Here is a 21518-nt window from a genome sequence, read left to right as displayed (position 1 = left end):
GCCCACCGGGTAATGGCAGCAGCGCGGCCCTCAACTACCAGTCCATTGCACTTATGGAGCTGCGTATCTGCGAAATGATTGACGCGAAAGTCGGTGGGCGCACTCTCATTAAGTTGCACAGGCAATCCGAGGGAAGATCACCGAGACCGGTGGTCGAGCCTGTCGAGACCAGGCACGGCGGTGGCTGAAACCTTAGGCGGTGCCGGTGCCCAGCATTTTGGCAACCTTTTCCTCCAGGGCCGCGACGCTGGCATCGGGGAGCACCAGCACTCCGTCCAGCTCGCGCTTGAGCCGCTGGTAGGCGGTGGACCGCTCGGCGGGGGTGGCGCCGTCGTCCCCGGCCAGGGCGGCCAGGGTGCGGGCGGTGGCCAGCCGGGCGCGCTCGGGCTCGTTGTAGGCGCTGTCCTTGACGCGGCGGGCCTCGCGTTCGGCGACGTCGAAGGCCACGTCATAGGCGTTCACGGCCGAGCGGTATTCGTCCAGCCTGGCCCGCGTGGACATCTGTGCGGGATCGTCCGGGCGGAGGGCATCGGCGTCGCGCTTGGCCCGCAGGAAGGCCACCGTCAGCGGCTGGCGGACGTCAGTCATCATCGGGAAGTCGATCAGCTTGGCCACGTCCAGCTCGTAGTCCAGCCAGCGGGCGTTGACGCCGTCGTGCCGGTCCACCAGGGCCTGGACCTCCGCCACCTTGGCCGAGTCCACCGCGTCGGCCTGCTGCTGCACGCCGGCCAGCTGGTTGCGGACCGCCAGCAGCTCCAGCCTGCGCTGGTGGCGGCGCTCGGCGGCCTTGGACCAGGCCCGCCCCCAGCCGCCGGCAATGCCGGCCAGCGGAAAGACCAACCACCAATAATGGGACAGGAAATCGAAGAAGGGCTGCACCCACCCATCGTCGCACCACCTCCGCCCCGGCTCAACGCAACCGCGCCGCACCGACGGGCCGGGACTGTGCAAGAATCGCTCTAGAGGTTTCCATGAACACCACACCGGGCCCGCGCCGGGCCAGCAAGCACCAGATCGCAGACATCGGCCGCCGCCGACTGCTGATGGCCCTTGGCGCCGCGGCCGTGGTGACAGCCTTCCGGGCCAACATCGCCGCCGACTACCAGCTCACCGAGGACAAGTCCTTCAAGGTGGTCACGCCGCCGAACCCGGGCAACGACGCCGCCGCCGCGCGGCATCCCGGCTCGGCCTGGTACCTGCTGGGCGGCTTCCGGGTGTCCAACCGGACCGCGGCGCGGAAGCTTGCGGCCCTGCAGGGGGCGATGAACGAGCGGGCGCCGGCGTCGTACATCGGCTATTCCAACGAGGGCATCGACGTAGCCCAGCTCTTCATTGCCATCCGGGCCGATGCCTACGCCCGCAAGATCACCACCGCCTACCTCTACGGCGACAGCTTTGGCGGGATGGTGGCAGCGGTGCTGGCCCCGCTGCTGGAGCAGAATGGCATCCATGTGCGGATGATGGTGCTGGCCTCTGCCCCCAGCAATGTGGCCCAGGTGAAGGATCCGGGCAAGGAATACATCGCCCTCGCCGGGGTGGTGGTGCCCTACATGGGCGTGGTGGGCCGGCTGGCCGCCGGGGTGTGGAGCGGGCTGGCCAACCCGAACGGGGAGGACATGTACCAGGCGGCGCGCTCCGGCGTGGCCCAGCAGCTGGACCCGACGCACAGTTCGCTGATCCTGGCCACCACCCAGGCCACCTTCCTGCAGGCCTTCCCGGCCCAGTTCGACGGCGGGGTCTCCCCCGCGACAGAGGTCGGGCTGCTCTACGATCCCGAGGACTTCATCGTGGACGCGGCCGCCGCGATCCGCGGCTGGCGGGTGCTGCTGCCGGCCAACACGGCCTTCCAATACGATGTGCCGCACACCGGCCATGCCAGCCCCGAGTTCAACTCCGAGACCTACAGCACGGCCCTGCGCGTGCTGCAGGATGCCCTGGCCCCCCTGCCGGGCATCCCGCAGCCGCGCCGGCGGTATTTCTAGGCGGTATTTCTAGGCTGTACGCCTGGTGGCCGGGGACCCGCCGTCGTCCGTGATGGGCGCACCGTCCGGGCCCACGGCCTCCAGGCCGCCGGTGATGAGCAGCTCACCCTCGGCGATGGACTCGGGCAGGATGTCCCGCTCAATGCGCGTGGCCAGCGGCTTCTCCACCAGGAAGCACAGGAGCACGACGGCGATGAGCACCAGCGGCACCATGTACAGGAACACCGGCACCAGGGCGTCGTTGTAGGAGGAGATGATGGGCATCCGCACGGCGTCGGGCATGGCCTTCACCAGGGACGGCGTGAGCGAGTTCAACCCGCCCGACGACGGCGCCCCCGGGGTCTGCGGCAGCCGCTCGGCCAGCAGCGTGGTCAGCCGCGAGACAAACAGGGAGCCCACGATGGCCGAGCCCAGCGATGCGCCCACCTGGCGGAAGAAGTTGTTGCCGGCGGTGGCCGTGCCCACCTGGGTGATGGGGAAGGAATTCTGCACGATCAGGATGAAGATCTGCATGGTCATGCCCAGCCCCAGGCCCATCAGCGCCAGGTATGAGCAGAGGATCCAGACGGGGGTGTCGGGGGTCATCGTGGACAGCAGCGCCAGGGCGCCGGCCACGATGGTGGTGCCGGTGATGGGCAGCCACTTGTACCGCCCGGTCCGGCTCACCAGGATGCCCGAGACGATGGAGGTGACCAGCAGGGCCGCCATCATCGGGATCATCATGAATCCGGCCAGGGTGGCGTTGACGCCCGTGACCATCTGCAGGTAGGTGGGCAGGTAGCCGATGGCGCCGAACATGGCCACACCGGTGATCAGTCCGGCCAGCGTGGCCAGGTTGAAGTTGCGGTCCTTGAACAGATGCAGCGGCATGATCGGCTCGGCGGCCCGGCGCTCCACCAGGACGAAGAGCACGCCCGCCACAATGGTGCCGGCAATCAGCGCGATGATCTGCACCGAATCCCAGGCGTACTGGGTGCCGCCCCAGGTGGTGAACAGCACCAGGGCGGTGGTGGCGATGGCCAGCAGGCCCATGCCCGCGATGTCCAGCCGCGGTTTGGCGTTGGTGCCCTGGGGCAGGTGCAGGAAGAGCACGGCGGCCAGGATGGCCAGTGCGCCCAGCGGCAGGTTCATCCAGAAGGCCCAGCGCCAGCCGATGCTCTCGGTGAACCAGCCGCCCAGCAGCGGGCCGGCCACCGAGGACAGCGCGAAGACGCCACCCATGACGCCCATGTACTTCCCGCGCTGCCGGGCCGGAATGACGTCGGCAATGATGGCCTGCGAGAGCAGCATCAGCCCGCCGCCGCCCAGCCCCTGGACCGCGCGGCCGATGATCAGCTCGGTCATGTTCTGGGACAGGCCGCCGATGACGGAGCCCACCAGGAAGATGCTGATGGCAAAGATGAACAGGCCCTTGCGGCCGATCAGGTCGCCGAGCTTGCCGTAGATGGGCAGCATGATGGTGGCGGCCAGGATGTACGACGTCGTCACCCAGAGCATGTGCTCGACGCCGTTGAGCTCGCCCACGATGGTGGGCAGGGCGGTGCTGAAGATGGTCTGGTCCAGCGAGGCCAGCAGCATGGCCACCAACAGGCCGGCAAACACCAGCAGGATGCTGCGCTTGTCCACGTCGGGGGCCGCCTGCGCCGGCGGCTGTGGTGCATTGCTTGTCATGGGAGTCTTTCCGGGAATGGTTGTTCAGAGCACTTACCGATCGGTTAGCAGTCTACTTACCTACCGGTAAGTAAGCAATCGGGTATGCTGGAACCACCTATTTGACTTGCGGAAAGAACGAGCCACCATGAGCGTCACGCAGGGCCACACGGCGGGCCTGAGCACCAAGGAGCGGATCCCGCTGGTGGCGTTGGAGCTGTTTGCCGGGCGCGGCTACGAGGCCACGTCCATGCGCGAGATTGCCGAACAGCTGAACATCACCAAGGCCGCGCTCTACTACCACTTCAGCAGCAAGGAAGACATTGTCCGGGCCGTGGTGGAGTCCACCATGGACCAGATCACCGCGCTGGCCCAATGGGCCGCGGACCAGGAGGTCACGCCGGCCCTGCGCCGGGACATCCTGGAGCGCTGGGGCGTCATTCTCCAGGCGCACGGGGTGGCGATGTTCCGCTTCATGATGGCCAACAAGGCGCTGATCCACGGCATCCGCCCGGACAAGGCGGGCATGTCCGGCCAGGTGGACATCCTGACCGGGCTCATCACACCGCCCAATGCCAGCGTCGAAGACAGGCTCCGCGTCAAGATGGCGCTCATGTCCGTCACGATGGTCGGCATGGTCTCCGAAGGCGTGGAGGCCACGGACGTGGAAATCCTTGATGCGGCCCGGCGGATCGCCCTCTCGATGCTGCCCGCCGGCATCCTGGAAAACTGAGCGCACGCCCCCCGGTTGGAGCCCGGGGGCGCGGTGCGCCCAACGCCCGCGCTGCCTAACGCCCGGTGATCTGTGCCAGCAGCTGCTCGAACGGCAGCGACTCCATCTTTTCGGCCTCGCGCGCGCTGCGCTTGGCCTTGTGGTCGGGCACCCCGGCGGCGCCGCCGTCGGGCGTCCCGGCAGTCCGGCCTGGGGCGATGGCGGTGGCCAGCTCCCCCGCGGCCTGGGCGATCCGGCGGTCAAGGCCGCCCGTGCCGGCCTCGCCCTGGCCCCAGTCCTCCGGCGAGGCATAGACGCCGGTGGGCATGGTGCGGGCGCGCAGGTAGCTGAAGAGCGGGCGGATGGCCATCTCCAGGACCAGCGAGTGCCGGGACGAGCCGCCGGTGGCACCGAAGAGCACGGGCATGCCGTCGAGCATCTTGGGGTCCAGCACGTCGAAGAAGGATTTGAACAGGCCGCTGTAGGAGGCGCTGAAGGTGGGCGTGACGGCAATCAGGGCATCGGCGTCGGCCAGGCGCGCAATGACGTCCGCCAGCGCCGGGCCGGCATAGCCGGTGACCAGGTTGTTCGCAATCTCCCCCGCGTAGTCGCGCAGTTCGACGACGTCGATCTCCACCGTGGTGCCGAGCTGTTCCAGCTGGCCCTTGGTGGCAAGGGCCAGCTGGTCGGCCAGCATGCGCGTGGACGACGGAACGCCGAGTCCGGCCGAAACTACCAGGATCTTGCGCTGCATTGTGGGCTCCCTACGAGGTGGCATGTATTCATGCGTTTGCATCTATACACTCCAACCCGCGGGTCTGCCCGAATATTCCCTAGTCCTTCGTGGACGCTGCGCCGGCGCCCAGCGAGTGGTGCGCAATGACCGGATGCGGGCCGGTGAAGCCCTCGCGGCCGTGCGCGATCTCCAGGATCCGGTGCTTGGACAGCTTCCAGCCGAGCATCAGCAGCGGCACGATGACCACGATGGACCCCACGGTCCAGGTGCCCACCGGGGCATCGAAGGCCATCAGGACCAGCACGCTCACCAGGAAGACCAGCGTCAGGTAGCCGGTGTAGGGGGCGCCGAACATCCGGAACGCCGGGCGCACCAGCAGGCCCTTCTTGGCCAGCCGGTGCAGCGCCAGCTGGCAGAGCACGATGGTGCCCCAGGAGCTGATGATGCCCAGCGAGGCCACGTTGAGCACAATCTCGAAGGCACTGGCCGGCAGCACCGCGTTCAGCACCACACCAAGCACGGCGACGCTGGCAGTCAGGGCGATGCCGCCGTAAGGGACGCCGTTCTTGTTCATCCGGGCGGCAAACCTCGGCGCCGAGCCGGACATGGCCATGGAGCGCAGGATGCGTCCGGTGGAATAGAGCCCGGCGTTCAGCGAGGACATCGCGGCGGTGAGGACCACCAGGTTCATGATGGCGTCCACGCCATCGACCCCGATGGAGCCAAAGAACGTCACGAACGGGCTCTCCCCGGCCTTGTACGCGGTGTACGGCAGCAGCAGCGAGAGCAGGATCAGCGAGCCGACGTAGAAGACGCCGATCCGGATGACCACCGTGTTGATCGCCTTGGGCATGATCTTTTCCGGGTTCTCCGTCTCGCCGGCCGCGGTGCCGATGAGCTCGATGGAAGCGTAGGCGAACACGACGCCCTGCATCACCAGCACCACGGGCAGCAGCCCGTTGGGGAGGATGCCGCCGTGGTCGGCAAGGAGGCTGAAGCCCACCTGCTGGCCGGGCACCGGGGTGCCAAAAATGACAAAGAACAGCCCGATGGCGAGGAAGGCCACCAGCGCCACCACCTTGATCAGGGCGAACCAGAATTCCATCTCGCCGAACACCTTCACCGAGACCAGGTTCAGCCCCAGTACCACCAGCAGGGCCGCCAGGGCCCACACCCACTGCGGCACGGAACCGATCCAAGGCACGTATTTGGCGAAGAAGTGCATATAGAGGGCAATGGCGGTGATGTCCACGATGGCCGTCATGGCCCAGTTCAGCCAGTACAGCCAGCCGGAGACGAACGCCGCCTTCTCGCCGAAGAACTCGCGGGCATAGGAGACAAAGGAGCCCGACGACGGGCGGTGCAGCACCAGCTCGCCCAGGGCCCGCAGGATCAGGAAGGCAAAGAAGCCGCAGAGCGCGTAGCTGAGCACCAGGCCGGGCCCGGCGGTGGCCAGCCGGCCGCCGGCGCCCATGAACAGGCCCGTGCCGATGGCCCCGCCAATGGCAATCATCTGGATCTGCCGGGCCTTGAGGCCCTTGTGGTAGCCGGCATCCTCGGCGGTCAGGGACGGGTCAGGGATGTCCTGGACCAGGTCGGAAGTCTCGGGTTGTGACGGGTGCTGCATGGTGGTTCCTTTCAACTGGCCCACTGGCGCCCCCTTGCGCCACCGGGCCTTAGTCGGAGAGATTTGCCAGACGTTCGGGCGAAAGCAGTTCGTTGAGTTCCTCGGGGCTGAGCAGGCTGTGCTCGAGCACCAGTTCGGCCACGCCGCGGCCCGTCTGCTGGGCCTGAAGTGCAATGGCCGTGGCCGCGGCGTAGCCCAGCCGCGGGTTGAGCGCCGTGGCCAGCCCGATGGACTGCCCCACGCTCAGGCGCAGCTTCTCGACGTTGGCCGTGATGCCGCGGACGCAGCGCTCCGCCAGTGTCAGGCAGGCCGCCTCGAGGTGGAGGATGCTGCCCGTGAGGGAGTGCACGATGATCGGTTCAAAGGCGTTGAGCTGCAGCTGCCCGCCCTCGGCGGCCATGGTGATGGTGACGTCGTTGCCGATCACCTCGTAGGCCACCTGGTTCACCACCTCCGGGATGACCGGGTTGACCTTGCCGGGCATGATCGATGACCCGGACTGGACGGGCGGCAGGTTGATTGATTTCGCCCAGCCGGCCCGCGGGCCGGAGGATAGCAGGCGCAGATCGTTGCAGATCTTGGACAGCTTCACGGCGATGCGCTTGAGCACGCCGGAGAGCTGGACGAACGAGCCCACGTCCTGGGTGGCCTCGATCAGGTCCAGGGCCGTCACCAGCGGCAGGCCGCTGATCTGGGCCAGGTGGCGGCAGGCCACCTGCGCGTAGCCGGCCGGGGCGTTGAGCCCGGTGCCGATCGCCGTGGCGCCCAGGTTGATTTCGTGGACCAGCTGCGCGGCCTCCGCCAGGCGTGCCCGGTCCTCGCCGATCATGACGGCGTAGGTGCCGAATTCCTGGCCCAGGGTCATGGGCACGGCGTCCTGGAGCTGGGTGCGGCCCATCTTCACGACATCGCGGAATTCGGTGGACTTGGCGGCGAAGGCCTCGGCCAGCACGGCCATCGCGGCCCCCAGCGCCTGGACGGCAAAGATGGTGCCCACCTTGGCCGCCGTCGGGTAGACGTCGTTGGTGGACTGGCTCAGGTTCACATGGTCGTTCGGGTGCAGGTGCCCGTAGTCGCCCTTGGCATGGCCGAGGATTTCCAGCGCACGGTTGGCAATGACCTCGTTGGCGTTCATGTTCGAGGAGGTCCCGGCACCGCCCTGGATCACGTCCACCACGAACTCTCCGTGCAGCTTGCCGTCCATGATCTCCTGGCAGGCGGCCACGATGGCCCCGCCGCGGACGGGATCGAGCAGTCCGAGCTCCTGGTTGGACAAGGCGGCGGCCATCTTCACCATGGCCAGGCCGCGGATGAGGTTGGTGTTGCTGGAGAGCTGCTGCCCGGTGATGGGGAAGTTCTCCACCGCCCGCAGCGTGTGGACGCCCCAATAGGCGTCCGCCGGGACATCCCTGTCCCCCAGCAGATCGTGTTCGCGCCGCGTCGCGGTCTCAGTCATGGTGCTCCTCGCCCAGGTGTGCCGTTGGTCCGTTGGTGTGTGGGAGCACCACCAGTGCTCCCACGGGATGTCCGCCGCCCAGGACGGGCGCCGTGGCGATCCCCGCCAGCGCCGCGGCGTCCACGCCCAGCCGGCGCAGCAGTTCCAGCGTGATGGGCATGCGCGCCCTGTCCCCGCCGTCGGCGATCTTGACCACCAGCGCCCGCCCGTCGGGCAGGCCCACGGCCTGGATGCCCTCGAAACCGTCCTTGGCCAGCAGCCCCGGGACGGCCCGCATCAGGGCCGTAACGTCGCGGCCCTCGCCGGCCACATTCTCCGGGAACGAGGCCATGGCCGCCGCCACGCGCGCCTCGGCGCTGCCGGGGGCCGCGCCGGCGATGGCGGCGTAGGCGCGGGCCATGCCGGCCAGCGTCACGGCGTAGACGGGGGTGCCGCAGCCGTCGGTGCTGGCATGGGTGAGGCGCTCCCCCGCCAGCTCCTCGACGACGTCGTGGACCAGGCGCTGGAGTGGATGGTGCGGTTCCAGGTAGCCGGCCAGCGGCCAGCCGTTGAGCGCACAGGTGGCCAGCATCGCGGCGTGCTTGCCGGAGCAGTTCTGCGCCAGCACGGTGGGCACGCCGCCGGCCCGCAGCCAGGCCTCGCGCTCGGCCGTACCATAGGGCAGATCCGGCTGGTTGGCCATGGCGGAGGCATCCAGCCCGTGCCGGGCCAGGATCTCCTGGGCGCCGTCCACGTGGACGGCGGCGCCGGAGTGGCTGGCGGCTGCCAGGGCCAGCAGCGGCGCCGGCAGGTCCAGGCCCGCGCGCAGCATGGACACCGCCTGCAGCGGCTTGAGCGAGGACCGGGGGTAGTACAGCGCACCGGGGTCGCCGGCCGAGCGCAGGGTTCCGCCGTCGGCGTCCACGGCAATGTAGGAGCCGTAGTGGACGCTTTCCACCATCCCCGAGCGCACCTGCGCCACCAGCGGCACATGCCGGGGCACCCGCAGTGCACCGTCGAGCCAGGCGGCGGCCGGGTGGGTGGTGGTGCCGGGTCCTGCGGCGTCAGTGCCGGGCATGCGCGGCCTTCCTTTCGTTGGTTCCAAAAATCTCTGCCAGCGCGTGGGCCACCTGGCCCAGATGCTCCCCCATGGCCGTGGCAGCGGCGGCAGCGTCGCCGCCCTCAATGGCGGCCAGGATCGCCAGATGCTCCTTGTCGGAATAGTGCTGGCGGCCCGTCATCAGGTTGATGGTTTCGGACTGGCTGGCCAGCCCGTCGCGGATGTCCGCAAGCACCCGTTCAAAGACCTCGTTGCCGCTGGCACGGGCAACGGCGGCGTGGAAGGAGGCGTCCAGGGCCACCCACAGCTGCGGATCGTCCTCGTGGACCATGGCGTCCAGGATGCCGTGCAGCGAATCGAGGTCCTCGCCGGTGCGGCGCGTGGCGGCCAACTCCGCGGCCGGGACCTCGATGTGCGGGCGTGCCTCCATCAAGGCCCGGGCGGAGAACCGGCCCAGGGCAAGGTCGCCGGAGGCGCGGTCGGAGACCACAAAGGTGCCCTTGCCCGTCTTGGTTTCCGTCAGCCCGAGGGCCTGGCAGGAGCGCAGCGCCTCGCGCAGCACCGACCGGCTCACCCCGTATTGGGCGGCGAGGGCGGTCTCGGCGGCCAGCTTCCCGCCCACGGGGATGTGCCCTCCCTCGATGGCGGAGCGGAGCGAGTCCAGCACCGCTTCGGCCGCGCTGACGCGTTGGATCGGGGCATGCTGGGCTGTCCAGCTGTCTGACAGGTTCACGGAAAGAACTATGTCATGGCTCACAGTGGCTGTCAATGCATCCGGCGCCAGGCCTCCCCGCCCATGCGCGAACCGTCACTTGTGGGCAGTCCGGGGCGTCCGGATTGGCCACAAGTGACGGTTCGCGGGGGCGGGGGCGGGAATCAGTGCATGCTGAACTGGTACTGCGGCGGGACGGGCTCGCCGGGGCAGACTTCCTTCCAGAGCTCGGTGATGGAGTTCTCCCCCTCGCGCAGGTCAGGCACCTCGAGCCCGGCGCGCAGCATCGATGCCGCCCGCTCCGGAGCCCCGGACCGCGCATGGGCCAGCGCCGCCAGGAACCGGATCCGGCCCAGCTCGGCCACCGCCGCGGGGGCACCGGCCACCAGCTCCAAGGCACCGGGCGCCTGCGAGCGCGCGATGTGTTCAGCCATGGCCTCCGCCAGCAGCCAGCGGTTGCCCGGCTCCGCCGCACAGCCCTCGCGCAGCAGGGCCAGGCCGCCGTCGACAGTTGGTTCCTCATCCACGGCGCCGCTGCCCTCCTCGTCCCCGCCATCGGCGAGCGAGAGCAGGGCCAGGCCCAGCCCGCGCAGGGCCAGCGCCCGGCTGGGTCCGGAGAGCCGGGCGGCGGCATCGGTGCGCGAGGTGGCACCCTCGAGGGCGTGCCGGTAGGTGGCGGCCGCCCAGCCGACGTCGCCGGCCGCGTGCGCCATCACGGCGAGGTGGAAGACGGCCTCCGCGCTGGGCTCCACGGGAGCATCGGCCAGCCACTCCGGGGCCATCAGCGCCCTGACCCAGTCCTTGCCGCGGACGTAGCTCGCAGCGCCGGTGAAATGCTCCTCCGCGGTCTCCGCCTGGAGCAGGCCGGCCCAAGGCCGCTGCAGCTCCGTCATGGTCTCCGGCGCAAAGGGCGTCCCGGTGGTGTTGATCCAGGTCGTCGCTGCGGCCTCGCGGCGGATGGTCTCCAGCGCGCCCCACCCGCTGCCTGCCACCAGCAGCGGCCCGGGTGCCACGTCCGCCCAGCGGCCGGCGTCGGCCAGTGCCCGCTCCACGGTGCGTGCGTCCACCAATGCTGCCACCCGCTCCTCGCCGTGGGCCACTGCCGCGTCCCAGTCCGGCGAATGCGCCGCGGCGGGATCCAGGGCGGCATTGCCGTAGGCCTCCACCCACTGCCAGCTGGCTTCAGCGGGCATCGGCACATGCTCAAACTGGGTCTGGGCCAGGCCCGCCTGGATCTCGGCGTACCTGCCACCCTCCGGGCTGAGCCAGTCCTGCCAGCGGTGCCCGCCCACGCTCTCGCCCCAGACAAAGAGCTTGCGTCCACGCAGCCGGTCCGAGGACACCAGTGCCAGCCCGTCGCCGTCGGCGTCGGCCATGGCGATCCAGCGGCGCTGCTCCTGGTGCAGGTCGAAGAAGAAGTCGGCGGCGGCCTTGTTGCGCATCGGCCAGCTGGCGTCGAGCCCATGGAACGACGTCGGGCGGACGCGCGTCATGCTGCCGTCGTAGTCGGTGGCGTACGCCTCCCGTGCGGGCGCGACCACGCGGCTGCCGGGCGTCTGCGGGACGGCGGCGTTGGTCCACCAGTACATGGGCACCTCCGCGGCGTTGGGGTTGCGGATGCGCACGGCCACGAAGACCACGGGCGAGTCCGCCGGCAGCCAGGCGTCGATCTGGAAGACCACCTCGCGGAGCCTGTCGAACTCCCACATCCGCAGCACCTGCTGCCCCTGAGGCGTCGTCACCACGGCCGTGTGCAGGGGTGTGCAGGTGGTGGGCGAATGGCCGCGCGTGCCGATGTTGTACTCGATCCCACCGGCGAACCAGGCGTTGCGCAGGGCCAGGTTGGCGAACTGGATCCTGTCCTGGGTGTGCAGCAGCTCCTTGCCGCTGGCCTTGTCCACCAGCTCCCAGAGCCGCCCGCCCAGCTCGGGCAGGAACACCGCCCTGATCCTGCTGTTTTCCAGCACGACGGCGGTGAGCTCGGTGGGACGGGTGGCCCGGCCGTAGGCATCCTGGAGCTGGTACGGGTAGATGTTGCGGGCCTTGCCGTAGCGGGCCCCGGCAACGATCTGCGGCGGGATGTCCCCTCCCACCCGGTAGGGCGGCTCGAGCAGGGGCTCCACGGCGGGAAGCGGGGATTCGGCGCCGAGCCCGGCCATCGCCAGGGTCCGCCGTTCCACGCTCAGCGTGGAGGTCCCTGCAAGGCTCGTGGCGGGGGCTGTGGCATTGTTCATGCGGAGGTTCCAATCACTAGCAGCAATCCGCGCTGCGGCCGAACAGTGATGTGCTCCTTTGGAGCATAGCGCCGGCCAGCCTGGAAGTCGTGTATGGGCGGGGCATCCCTTTCGGCGCTGGCCAGTTGCGCGTAGCCCGGAGAGAACTCCAGCTGCACATCCACCTCTGTGCCGGCCCAGCTGGCAAGCGCCACCACGAGCCCGGCAGGGGTCAGCCAGCTGGTGGCCAGCACCTCAGGGTGGCTGGTCCGCACCGGGGCGTTGGCCGCCCACCAACCCACCATGTCCGCCTCGGCCAGGCGGTGGTTGGCCCAGAAGTCCCACAGCGGCCGGTTGTCCACCCGCGGGGCGCGCCCCGTCATGGCGAAGACCATGCCCCGCCAGGGGTTGCCGCCGCCTTCAAGCATCTCCCCCATCAACCCGAAGGGAATCCCGGAGACCTCCACCAGCCAGTAGGCGGCGCTGGCGGCGTCGTAGTCAAAGTACTCGCCCAGCCACAGCCTGTCCGTGTAGGGCAGCAGTTCCAGGTACAGATTGGCCGAGGAGGCCAGCCCGTCCTTGGCGTTGAACTGGTTGGCCGAATGGATATCCACCTCCGGCTGCGCACAGTGGCGCGCCAGCACCTTGCGGACGCGCTTCATGGTGTGCCGGTCATAGGCAATGTCATCCAGGTAGACGCCGTCCAGCCCGGTGCGCCGGAGAAGCTGGTCCAGCCCGTGGATGTAGGCGTTCTGCCAGCGCGACTCCCCCGCGGTGACGACGGCGATGTCGTCCACATTGGGCGCGTACCAGGCCGAGACGTAGCCCGCCGGGGCATGCTCCTGGAGCCAGATGTGGCCGGCACCCGCGCCGCCGGTCTGCGCACCGTCGGGGAAGATCTCCCCGCCCAGCTGGAGCAGGGGCAGCACCTCGGGGCTGTGCGCGGTGAGCTCACGGACGGTGTTGTAGACCTTGACCTTCAGACCCAGCCCGTGTGCCGACTCCGTGTAGGCCGCCAGCGTGTCAGCGCTGAGCAGCGGATCGTTGATGTACGGGGCCAGCGCGGTGGCGTGGTGGATGTTGACCACCGTGGCGCCGGCTTCCTTGATCTGCTCCGGCGTCCCCGCACCATGGAAGTATCGATTGCCAGGTGGCGGGCGGGTTCGATCGGCTTGAACGGCGTCAGCAGCAGCCGGAAGCCGAAGTCCAGCTGCCCGCCGGGCGCCAGGCTGCGCGGCCCGCTGAAGGCTTCCAGCTCCACCGTCTGGCCCACAGTGCGCAGGCTGATGCCGCCACGGACATCGCCACCGGCCCGGTTGGCCCAGCTGCGCGGTTCCAGCAGGGGCTTTTGGGTGTAGAAGTTGGTGTTCAGCGGCCGCTCGTAGGAATCGTCCCGCAGCGCCAATTGCATCCCGATGTTGGCATCGCCGAGCCAGAGCGCGTCCTGGTTCTTCTCGGCCACGTTCCACCGCCAGTCCAGCTCCTGCGGACGCAGCCCGCCGGGCACGCCCAGCCCCATCGCATAGGGAACCGCGGCGGACTCCAGCGGCAGGGCCAGCCGGACGTCGTCGAGCCGCACGTGCTCGGGGCCGGCGTTGGCGAGCCGCAGCGAGAAGCCGGCGGCGCCGTCGGCCTCCAGCTCCCCTTCCAGCACCAGTTCCAGCGGCGAGTCCGGGCTGGTCCACCGGCAGGTCCAGGCCACGGAGGCCGGGCCGTTGACGGTGAATTCCAGCGGCGAATGCTCCCAGGCGATGCCCTCCAGAAAGGCCATGGGGGCGGCCAGCAGGGTCCGCTCCGGGCCGTCGGTGCCCGTGACAGCCGGGGTGAAGGTGGATCCGAGCTGGGCGGGCAGGCCATTGGGGGCCAGTTCCATGGTCCGGCCCAGAATGCCCAACGTGCGGGATTCGCGCGTCAGTTCGACGGCGGTGAAGGGTGCCACCAACCCGTGGTCCTGGGCCAGCGTGGAATCCAGCCAGGCCAGCCGGCGCAACAGCCGCGGATCGCCAAAGCCGCCAGCCAGGATATCCGGGTCCGGCACCTCGGCGACCGCCAGCTCAACCTCGACGGCGGAGCCCGGGACGCCGTCGGCCGAGACGGTGATGGTGGCCCGGACGGTGGTCCCGGCCGAGGCGGCGGGAAGATGCAGCGGGATGTACAGCGCCTGCACCTCGCCGGCTGGCACTGCCAATGACTTGGACAGGGGACGGCCCAGCCGGTCAGTTCCGGTGGTGTTCAGGCAGTGGCCGGTGGCATCGGCGGAGTCCACTGTGACGGCCACGCCGTCGAGGTCCACCCGGGCGTACAGGCCCAGCTGCACCACATAGTCCTCGCCGGGCAGCGCCGTGTCCGCCAGCCCGGCGGACGGGCCCCCGATGGCCCAGTGCGCGGGCAGCTGCCGGCGCATCGAGATCGGATGCCGCCGGTCCTCGGCGAAGAGCAGAAACGGCTCCCCCTCGTGGGCGCCGTGCAGGGCTTCCATTTCGGCGGCGGTGGCGGTGAAGTTCATCGGGGCGAACGAATCCCACTCGCTGGCGGCCTCGTAGCGGATGGCCACCGCCGGCGGCAGCACCGAGTTCCCCGCGGCGGCCTCCTGGTCCCAGATGCTGGAGGCATTGCGGTCCACCCAAGCCGGATCCGCCGTCGGCCGGTGCGGCAGGTAGGCGGCCTGCGGATAGTGGGCGTGGCCGCCCATGGCGTAGGGCAGGTAGTGGAAGTAGTAGCTGCCGGCGCCGTCAATGGGCTCAAAGGTGAACTCTCCGCTTTGCGCTGTCCGTGCTCCGGCAACGACGTTGCGCACGCGCCGGCCGGAGGCGGCGGAGGTGACAATCACGTCCACCGACGCGGGGTCCGCATCCTGGCGGCGCCACGGCAGCACCACCGTGGCCGCTGCGGCGTCCGGCGCTTCCACCACCATCCGGTGGTTGCCGTAGAGGAGCTTGTCCCACTCCCCGGTTCCGCAGTCGAGGTCGGGATGCAGGCGCGGACTGGTGGCGGTTGCCGGGTGCGGCATGGAAGATCAGCTCCAGGTGGATCGACAGTGGTCCACCCATGCTTGCGTGAAATTTTGTGATTGCAAAGCATCATTACGAATCACAATCACTCGCATTCGGTTCCGCGACCGTCCCGCCGCCGGAATCCATTGACTCCCCTGGACCACGGGTTTAGCGTCGGGATTAGCGGGGCATTCGTCTCGTTTCTGCGAATCTCCCCGTGCGCCCACGGCGCATGTCGCTTGGGCGCGGGCGCCAGCAAGGAGAATCCAATGTCTTGGGAAATGACCGGCGGTGGACCGTGCCGCGCAGGAAGCTGACGCCGGCAGCCGGTGCGCATCCGCGCGCCACGCTGGCCGGGGTTGACCTGCGCGAGGCCGCTCTGGTGGCCGTGCTGCTGGCACTCGCGGCCGTGAGCTGGGTGTTCACGGCCGCGCGGATGGACGGCATGGACATGGGGAGCTGGACGGACCCCGGGTCCCTGGGCTTCTTCACCACGACGTGGGTGGTGATGCTGGCGGCGATGATGTTTCCCTCCGTGGCGCCCATGGTCGTCGCCTACGCCCGGATCCTGCGGCACCGCCGCGAGTCGGGGCGGCAGGCGCCGGCGGGCGGCACGGCCGTGTTCGTGGCCGCCTACGTGGCCACCTGGACGGCCTATGGCCTCGTGTCCTTTGCCCTCTATGGGGTGGCGGCGTCGCTCTTTCCCGGCGCGCTGGCCCCCAACCAAGGCGGCCGCTACCTGGCCGCCGGGGTGATTTTCGCGGCCGCCCTCTACCAGCTCACGCCTGCCAAGGACGTGTGCCTGGTGAAGTGCCGGACGCCGATGGACTTCATCCTGCACCGCATGCGCAACGGGTATGGCGGCGCCTTGCGGATGGGGGTCGAGCATGGAGCCTGGTGCGTGGGCTGCTGCTGGGCGCTGATGGTGGCCCTGTTTGCGCTCGGTGTGATGAGCGTCGGCTGGATGGCTGTCGTGGGGGCGTTCATCGCCGTCGAAAAGATGCTCCCATGGAAGCGGCTGGCCAACCGCGCCGTCGCGCTCGCGCTGGCCGCGATCGCCGTCGGCGTCGCCCTGGCACCGGCGGCCCTGCCAGCCATGGCAGCCATGGCACCGTAGGCGGGCCGCGCGGACAAAAAATGCGCGGTCCCTACTGGTCCAGGTGCGTGGGGCCGAACATCTTCAGCAGCACGTCAACCACGACGACGTTGGGGCCGTCCGCGGCGAAGCCCTCGCGCAGGGCCTCCCCCACCTTGTCGGCCGGAACACGCTTGGCCGGAACGCCGAAGGACTCGGCCAGCTTCACGAAGTCCGGGCGGGACAGCTCGGTGTGCGTGGCCTTGCCGAAGGCGCCCACCATGTACTCGCGCAGGATGCCGTAGCCGCCGTCGTCGACAATCAGCCAGGTGACGGGCGCATTGTGCTGGCGGGCGGTGGCCAGCTCGGCAATGGAGTACATCGAGGAGCCGTCGCCGGAGACGGCCAGCACGCGGGCGTTCTTGCCCTGGCTTTGCAGGCCCAGGGCGCCGCCGATGGCGGCCGGGAAGCCGTAGCCGAGGCCGCCGGCACCCTGCGCCGAGTGGAACTGTCCCTGGCGCGAATCCCAGCAGCTCCAGCCCCAGTAGGCGGAGATGGTCATGTCCCAGAAGGTCTGCATGTCCGCCGGGACGGCCTCGCGGATGTCCGCCATGAACCTGCGCTCCAGAGCGAGGTCCTGGCTGTCCAGCCGCGCCGCAACCTTCGCCAGGGTTTCCTTGACCAGCGTCTGCGGGGTGGCACCGTGCCAGTTGGCGCGCTCGCCATGTGGCTCCGTGAGCGCCGCGTCCAGCGCGGACAGGGCCTGGCCGGCGTCGGCACGGATGCCCAGCGCCGGACGGTTGGATTCCAGCACCCGCGGCTCGGCGTCGATCTGGATGATCCGCCCGCGCGGCTCCATGGTGAAGTAGTTGCTGGTCACCTCGCCGAGCGAGGAGCCCACGACCACCAGCACATCGGCGTCCTCCAGGACGTCCGTGACGTGGCGGTCCTCCACCCAGGACTGCAGCGAGAGCTCGTGGTTCCACGGGAACGCGCCGTTGCCGCCGGGGGTGCAGACCACCGGGGCATTGAGCTTCTCGGCGACGGCGAGCAGCTGGGCCTCGGCCTTGCCGCGGCGGGTGCCGCCACCGGCGATGATGGCCGGGCGCTCGGCCGCGGAGAGCCACTTGACGGCCTCGCGGATCAGTTCCACCCGCGGCGGGTTGTCGAACGGCTCGGCGAGCGCGTCCTCCACCATCGGCACCATGATCGGATCCAGCAGCACGTTCTGCGGGATCTCCAGCCACACCGGGCCGGCCGGCGAGGACACGGCCTCGGTCCAGGCGTCCTGGATGGCCGAGGGAATGCCCGAGGCGTGCTGGATCAGGCGCTGGCTCTTGGTGACGTTGGCCGCGGAGGCCTTCTGGTCGTCCAGCTGGTGGAGCATGCCCTTGCGGCGGGCGCCCAGGCCCTCCAGCGGGATCTGGCTGGCCACCACGATCATCGGCACGCCGGTGGCGTAGGCCTCCTGCAGGCCGGCCAGCGCCGTCAGGGCGCCGGGGCCGGTGGAGAGGAACAGCACGCCCACCTCACCGGTGGCGCGGGAGTACCCGTCCGCGGCGAAGGCCGAGTTGTTCTCCACACGGGAGGAGACAAAGTGCAGCTCCGAGCGGCTCAGGGCATCGAACAGGCCCAGCGCGTGCTGGCCGGGGATGCCGAAGACGGTGCGGGCACCCAGGGCGGCGAGGGTCTCCACCACCAGGTCGCCACCGTTGCGCTCGGCGGTGTCCGCAGGGGCCTCCGGCCGCGAGGGGTCCCCGGCCGAGCTTGCGAGGGTGGGGAGCGGCTGGGGACTCACTTGGTTCCCCCCGCGGAGAATCCTGCGGGGACCCGGGCGGGCTCGGCGTCGAGCGCCTGGGCGGCATAGCCGTTCGGGGCGCCGAAGCGGTCGCCCTCCATGGCCTTGTCGGCCAGCAGGGTCAGCAGCTCGTAGCCCACGTGGCTGGCGGCGACGCCGGTGATCTCGGCGTGGTCGTAGGCCGGGGCCACCTCCACGATGTCAGCACCGATGAGGTTCATGCCGCGGAAGCCGCGGATGATCTCCAGCAGCTCGCGGCTGGAGATGCCGCCGGCCTCGGGGGTGCCGGTGCCGGGGGCGTGCGCCGGGTCCAGGACGTCGATGTCCACGGAGATGTACAGCGGGCGGTTGCCGATCCGGTCGCGGATCTTGGCCACCGTCTCCAGCACGCCCTGGTAGTAGACGTCGGCGCTGGTGACGATGCCGAAGCCGAAGCGGTGGTCGTCGTCCAGGTCCTTCTTGCCGTACAGCGGGCCGCGGGTGCCGACGTGGCTGATGGCCTCGGTGTCCAGGATGCCCTCTTCGACGGCGCGGCGGAACGGGGTGCCGTGCGTGTACTCGGCGCCGAAGTAGGTGTCCCAGGTGTCCAGGTGCGCGTCGAAGTGCAGCATGGCCACGGGCGCGCCGGCGCGCTCGGCGGCGGCGCGCAGCAGCGGCAGGGAGATGGTGTGGTCGCCACCGAGGGTCAGCAGCTTGGCGCCGCCGGCCGTCAGGTCCAGGGCGTTCTCCTGGATGGTCTCGATGGCCTCGTTGATGTTGAAGGGGTTCACGGCCATGTCGCCGGCGTCGGCCACCTGGATGTTCTCAAACGGGGACACGTCCCAGGCCGGGTTGTACGGGCGCAGCAGGCGCGAGGCCTCGCGGACGTGGTTGGCGCCAAAGCGTGCGCCGGGGCGGTAGGACACACCCGAGTCAAAGGGAACGCCGACGACGGCAACGTCGGCCTTGGCGACCTGGTCCAGGCGCGGCAGGCGGGCATAGGTGGCAGCGCCCGCGTAGCGCGGAATCCGTGCGGAGTCGATCGGACCAAGGATCCCGTTGGTTTCGATGCGAAGCTCTTTCATGAACGTCCTCTTTTCGTACACAATGTTGACCAGGTCACAGCCGGGCGAATGTGTTCCATCGTACAACCGTTGTTGCCTAATGTGAACCAAAAGTTTTTCCAGCATCACCTCGCACCTCCCTAGACCCACTCCGCAACAGAACAGTCCGGCCGTAAAGATTTCATCAAGACCCCCTCCACGGGGCACCCGCCACTGCTACGCTCCGTAAGCCAATACGCCACCCATCCCTCGAGGCCATCGTGACCACCATGCAGCACCCGCCCGCCATGCCAGGCAAACTCGGCAAGCCGAAGGGCCGGGCCGCGTTCAAGGCCTGGCTGCTGGAGGGGATGCCGGAATCCGCCGGCAAACGGCAAGGCCCGCACGGGCAGCCCACCGCCGAGCACAAGCCAACGTCCTGGTGGCGGGTCATGTGCCTGACCGGCCTAGACTACTTCTCCACCCTCGGCTACCAGCCGGCCATCGCCGCCCTTGCCGCGGGCGTGCTGGCGCCGCTGGCCACCATCGTGCTGGTCATCGTCACCCTCGTCGGCGCACTGCCCGTCTACCGGCGGGTGGCCAGCGAGAGCCCCCGGGGCGAGGGCTCCATCGCCATGCTGGAGAAGCTGCTCCCGCGCTGGTGGGGAAAGATCTTTGTCCTGGCCCTGCTGGGCTTTGCCGCCACGGACTTCATGATCACCATTACGCTCTCCGCGGCGGATGCCTCGGCCCACCTGATCGAAAACCCGTTTGCCCCCGATTTCCTGCAGGGCCAGAACATCGCCATCACGCTGGTCCTGGTGGTCATGCTCGGCGCCGTCTTCCTGCGCGGCTTCAAGGAGGCCATCGGCGTCGCCGTGGTGCTGGTGGCGGCATTCCTGGCACTGAACGCCGTGGTCGTCGTCGTCGCGCTGTTCCACGTGTCCACCAGCCCGCTGGCCGTCACGGATTGGTGGACGGCCCTGACCACCCAGCACGGCAACCCAATCATGGTGGTGGCCATCGCCCTGCTGGTCTTCCCCCGCCTGGCCCTGGGCCTGTCCGGCTTTGAAACCGGCGTCGCCGTGATGCCGCAGATCAAGGGCCGTCCCGGGGACACCGAGGCCAACCCGGCCGGACGCATTGCCGGGGCACACAAGCTGCTGACCACCGCGGCACTGATCATGAGCACGTTTCTGATCACCTCCAGTCTGGCCACCACCGTGCTGATTCCGGCCGCCGAGTTCCAGCCCGGCGGCAAGGCGGACGGCCGCGCGCTGGCCTTCCTGGCGCACGAACTGCTCGGGGAGGGGTTCGGCACCGTCTACGATGTGAGCACCATTGCCATCCTCTGGTTCGCCGGGGCCTCGGCCATGGCCGGCCTGTTGAACCTGGTCCCGCGCTACTTGCCGCGCTTCGGCATGGCGCCGGCCTGGGCCCGGGCCGTGCGCCCGCTGGTGCTGGTCTTCACCGTCATCGCCATCATCATCACCATCATCTTCAAGGCCGACGTCAACGCCCAGGGCGGCGCCTACGCCACGGGTGTGCTGGTCCTGATCACCTCGGCCTCCATCGCCGTCACGCTCTCGGCCCGGCGCAAGGGCCAGCGCGCCCAGACGCTGGGCTTTGGCACCGTCTCGGTGGCGTTCGTCTACACGACGGTGGCCAACTCGATCGAGCGCCCGGACGGGTTGAAGATCGCGGGTTTGTTCATTCTGGGCATCCTGGTGGTCAGCTTCATGTCCCGCGTGCGCCGGTCCTTTGAACTGCGCGCCACCCACATCCAGCTGGACCGGGCCGCCATGGACTTCATGGCAGACATCCCGGAGGATACGCTGCGGATCATCTCCCACGACCCCAAGACCTCCGACGCCGGTGCCTACCGCCGCAAGGTGGACCACGCGGCCTCCGTCAGCCAGATCGGCGATCCGCGGGACGTGGTGTTCCTGGAGGTCATCGTGGACGATTCCTCGGACTTTGAAACGGCCCTGGAGGTCAACGGCGTGCTCCACCACGGCTACCGGGTGCTTCAGGTCCACGCCTCCAATGTGCCCAACACGGTGGCCGCGGTACTGCTGCACATCCGCGACAAGACCGAGCTCATGCCGCACATCTACTTCCGCTGGACGGAGGGCAACCCCATCGCCAACCTGCTGAAGTTCCTGTTCTTTGGCGAGGGTGAGATCGCCCCCGTCACGCGCGAGGTGCTGCGCGAGGCCGAGCCGGACCTGGCCAAGCGCCCCTGGGTGCACGTGGGCTAGCTTGGTCACCCCAGCCGCTGCGGCGGACCCGGCCAAGCGCCCCTGCGTGCAAGTGGGTGCACGTGGGCTAGCTTGGTCACCCCAGCCGCTGCGGCGGACCCGGCCAAGCGCCCCTGCATGCAAGTGGGTGCACGTGGGCTAGCTTGGTCACCCCAGCCGCTGCGGCGGACCCGGCCAAGCGCCCCTGCGTGCAAGTGGGTGCACGTGGGCTAGCTTGGTCACCCCAGCCGCTGCGGCGGACC

Annotated in this window: 16 protein-coding genes; 4 read left to right on the top strand and 12 right to left on the bottom strand. The window is 69.3% G+C overall.

Features of this window, described 5'->3' with window-relative positions; translation table 11 throughout:
• Window positions 1–192 precede the first annotated feature (192 nt).
• Window positions 193–879 (bottom strand): hypothetical protein, encoded by a 687-nt coding sequence (locus ACQCSX_RS17970; RefSeq protein ID WP_427016595.1) that lies wholly within the window; start codon window positions 877–879, stop codon window positions 193–195.
• A 92-nt stretch (window positions 880–971) separates the two neighbouring features.
• Between ACQCSX_RS17970 and ACQCSX_RS17965 the strand changes: the two genes are divergently transcribed.
• Window positions 972–1982, top strand: coding sequence for a hypothetical protein (locus ACQCSX_RS17965; RefSeq protein ID WP_427016594.1), 1011 nt, complete (start codon window positions 972–974; stop codon window positions 1980–1982).
• A gap of 9 nt (window positions 1983–1991) precedes the next feature.
• Here the strand turns inward: ACQCSX_RS17965 and ACQCSX_RS17960 are convergent, their stop codons facing one another.
• Entirely contained in the window at window positions 1992–3653 is a 1662-nt protein-coding gene (locus tag ACQCSX_RS17960; protein ID WP_427016593.1) for an MDR family MFS transporter, read from the bottom strand.
• Between the two features lie 127 nt (window positions 3654–3780).
• Here ACQCSX_RS17960 and ACQCSX_RS17955 point away from each other — a divergent pair, with 127 nt between their 5' ends.
• The gene (locus tag ACQCSX_RS17955) at window positions 3781–4365 is read left to right on the top strand and encodes a TetR/AcrR family transcriptional regulator (protein ID WP_427016592.1); all 585 of its coding nucleotides are present in this window, start codon (window positions 3781–3783) and stop codon (window positions 4363–4365) included.
• A gap of 55 nt (window positions 4366–4420) precedes the next feature.
• Here ACQCSX_RS17955 and ACQCSX_RS17950 read toward each other — a convergent pair whose 3' ends face one another.
• The 8 genes from ACQCSX_RS17950 to ACQCSX_RS17915 form a co-directional block, all read right to left on the bottom strand.
• Window positions 4421–5098, bottom strand: a complete 678-nt coding sequence (locus ACQCSX_RS17950) for an FMN reductase (protein ID WP_427016591.1) — start codon at window positions 5096–5098, stop codon at window positions 4421–4423.
• 79 nt (window positions 5099–5177) lie between these two features.
• Complete coding sequence (locus ACQCSX_RS17945) at window positions 5178–6707, bottom strand: amino acid permease (RefSeq protein ID WP_427016590.1); 1530 nt, start codon at window positions 6705–6707, stop codon at window positions 5178–5180.
• Window positions 6708–6756: 49 nt separating this feature from the next.
• Window positions 6757–8163 carry an aspartate ammonia-lyase gene (locus tag ACQCSX_RS17940; RefSeq protein ID WP_427016589.1) on the bottom strand — a complete coding sequence of 469 codons (1407 nt, stop codon included), beginning with the start codon at window positions 8161–8163 and terminating at the stop codon, window positions 6757–6759.
• On the bottom strand, window positions 8156–9220 hold the full coding sequence (locus ACQCSX_RS17935; protein WP_427016588.1) for an asparaginase: 1065 nt from the start codon (window positions 9218–9220) through the stop codon (window positions 8156–8158). Before ACQCSX_RS17935 ends, ACQCSX_RS17940 begins: the two co-directional genes overlap by 8 nt.
• Window positions 9207–9935 (bottom strand): FadR/GntR family transcriptional regulator, encoded by a 729-nt coding sequence (locus tag ACQCSX_RS17930; RefSeq protein WP_427016587.1) that lies wholly within the window; start codon window positions 9933–9935, stop codon window positions 9207–9209. Before ACQCSX_RS17930 ends, ACQCSX_RS17935 begins: the two co-directional genes overlap by 14 nt.
• A gap of 143 nt (window positions 9936–10078) precedes the next feature.
• Complete coding sequence (locus tag ACQCSX_RS17925) at window positions 10079–12148, bottom strand: DUF5107 domain-containing protein (RefSeq protein WP_427016586.1); 2070 nt, start codon at window positions 12146–12148, stop codon at window positions 10079–10081.
• Window positions 12145–13215, bottom strand: a complete 1071-nt coding sequence (locus tag ACQCSX_RS17920; protein WP_427016585.1) for a glycoside hydrolase domain-containing protein — start codon at window positions 13213–13215, stop codon at window positions 12145–12147. Before ACQCSX_RS17920 ends, ACQCSX_RS17925 begins: the two co-directional genes overlap by 4 nt.
• The gene (locus tag ACQCSX_RS17915) at window positions 13107–15137 is read right to left on the bottom strand and encodes a glycoside hydrolase domain-containing protein (protein ID WP_427016584.1); all 2031 of its coding nucleotides are present in this window, start codon (window positions 15135–15137) and stop codon (window positions 13107–13109) included. Before ACQCSX_RS17915 ends, ACQCSX_RS17920 begins: the two co-directional genes overlap by 109 nt.
• Window positions 15138–15418: 281 nt before the next feature.
• On the opposite strand from ACQCSX_RS17915, the gene ACQCSX_RS17910 reads away from it, so the two are divergent.
• Window positions 15419–16237 carry a DUF2182 domain-containing protein gene (locus tag ACQCSX_RS17910; protein WP_427016583.1) on the top strand — a complete coding sequence of 273 codons (819 nt, stop codon included), beginning with the start codon at window positions 15419–15421 and terminating at the stop codon, window positions 16235–16237.
• 31 nt (window positions 16238–16268) lie between these two features.
• On the opposite strand, the gene ACQCSX_RS17905 is transcribed toward ACQCSX_RS17910, so the two are convergent.
• The gene (locus ACQCSX_RS17905) at window positions 16269–17894 is read right to left on the bottom strand and encodes a thiamine pyrophosphate-binding protein (protein ID WP_427019092.1); all 1626 of its coding nucleotides are present in this window, start codon (window positions 17892–17894) and stop codon (window positions 16269–16271) included.
• A 95-nt stretch (window positions 17895–17989) separates the two neighbouring features.
• Window positions 17990–19057 carry an agmatinase gene (gene speB, locus ACQCSX_RS17900; protein WP_427016582.1) on the bottom strand — a complete coding sequence of 356 codons (1068 nt, stop codon included), beginning with the start codon at window positions 19055–19057 and terminating at the stop codon, window positions 17990–17992.
• A 239-nt stretch (window positions 19058–19296) separates the two neighbouring features.
• Here speB and ACQCSX_RS17895 point away from each other — a divergent pair, with 239 nt between their 5' ends.
• Complete coding sequence (locus ACQCSX_RS17895; protein ID WP_427016581.1) at window positions 19297–21276, top strand: amino acid transporter; 1980 nt, start codon at window positions 19297–19299, stop codon at window positions 21274–21276.
• Window positions 21277–21518: the final 242 nt, after the last annotated feature.

Origin of the sequence: Pseudarthrobacter sp. P1 (assembly GCF_050156935.1) — a bacterium.
Taxonomy (GTDB): Bacteria; Actinomycetota; Actinomycetes; order Actinomycetales; family Micrococcaceae; genus Specibacter.
Note: the sequence above shows the minus strand (reverse complement) of the source record. Positions and strands in the feature narration are given on the sequence as shown.

Coding starts and splice junctions, on each gene's coding strand:
- ACQCSX_RS17965 (WP_427016594.1), top strand. CDS start 972: ATGAACACCACACCGGGCCCGCGCCGGGCCAGCAAGCACCAGATCGCA.
- ACQCSX_RS17960 (WP_427016593.1), bottom strand. CDS start 3,653: ATGACAAGCAATGCACCACAGCCGCCGGCGCAGGCGGCCCCCGACGTG.
- ACQCSX_RS17955 (WP_427016592.1), top strand. CDS start 3,781: ATGAGCGTCACGCAGGGCCACACGGCGGGCCTGAGCACCAAGGAGCGG.
- ACQCSX_RS17950 (WP_427016591.1), bottom strand. CDS start 5,098: ATGCAGCGCAAGATCCTGGTAGTTTCGGCCGGACTCGGCGTTCCGTCG.
- ACQCSX_RS17945 (WP_427016590.1), bottom strand. CDS start 6,707: ATGCAGCACCCGTCACAACCCGAGACTTCCGACCTGGTCCAGGACATC.
- ACQCSX_RS17940 (WP_427016589.1), bottom strand. CDS start 8,163: ATGACTGAGACCGCGACGCGGCGCGAACACGATCTGCTGGGGGACAGG.
- ACQCSX_RS17935 (WP_427016588.1), bottom strand. CDS start 9,220: ATGCCCGGCACTGACGCCGCAGGACCCGGCACCACCACCCACCCGGCC.
- ACQCSX_RS17925 (WP_427016586.1), bottom strand. CDS start 12,148: ATGAACAATGCCACAGCCCCCGCCACGAGCCTTGCAGGGACCTCCACG.
- ACQCSX_RS17915 (WP_427016584.1), bottom strand. CDS start 15,137: ATGCCGCACCCGGCAACCGCCACCAGTCCGCGCCTGCATCCCGACCTC.
- speB (WP_427016582.1), bottom strand. CDS start 19,057: ATGAAAGAGCTTCGCATCGAAACCAACGGGATCCTTGGTCCGATCGAC.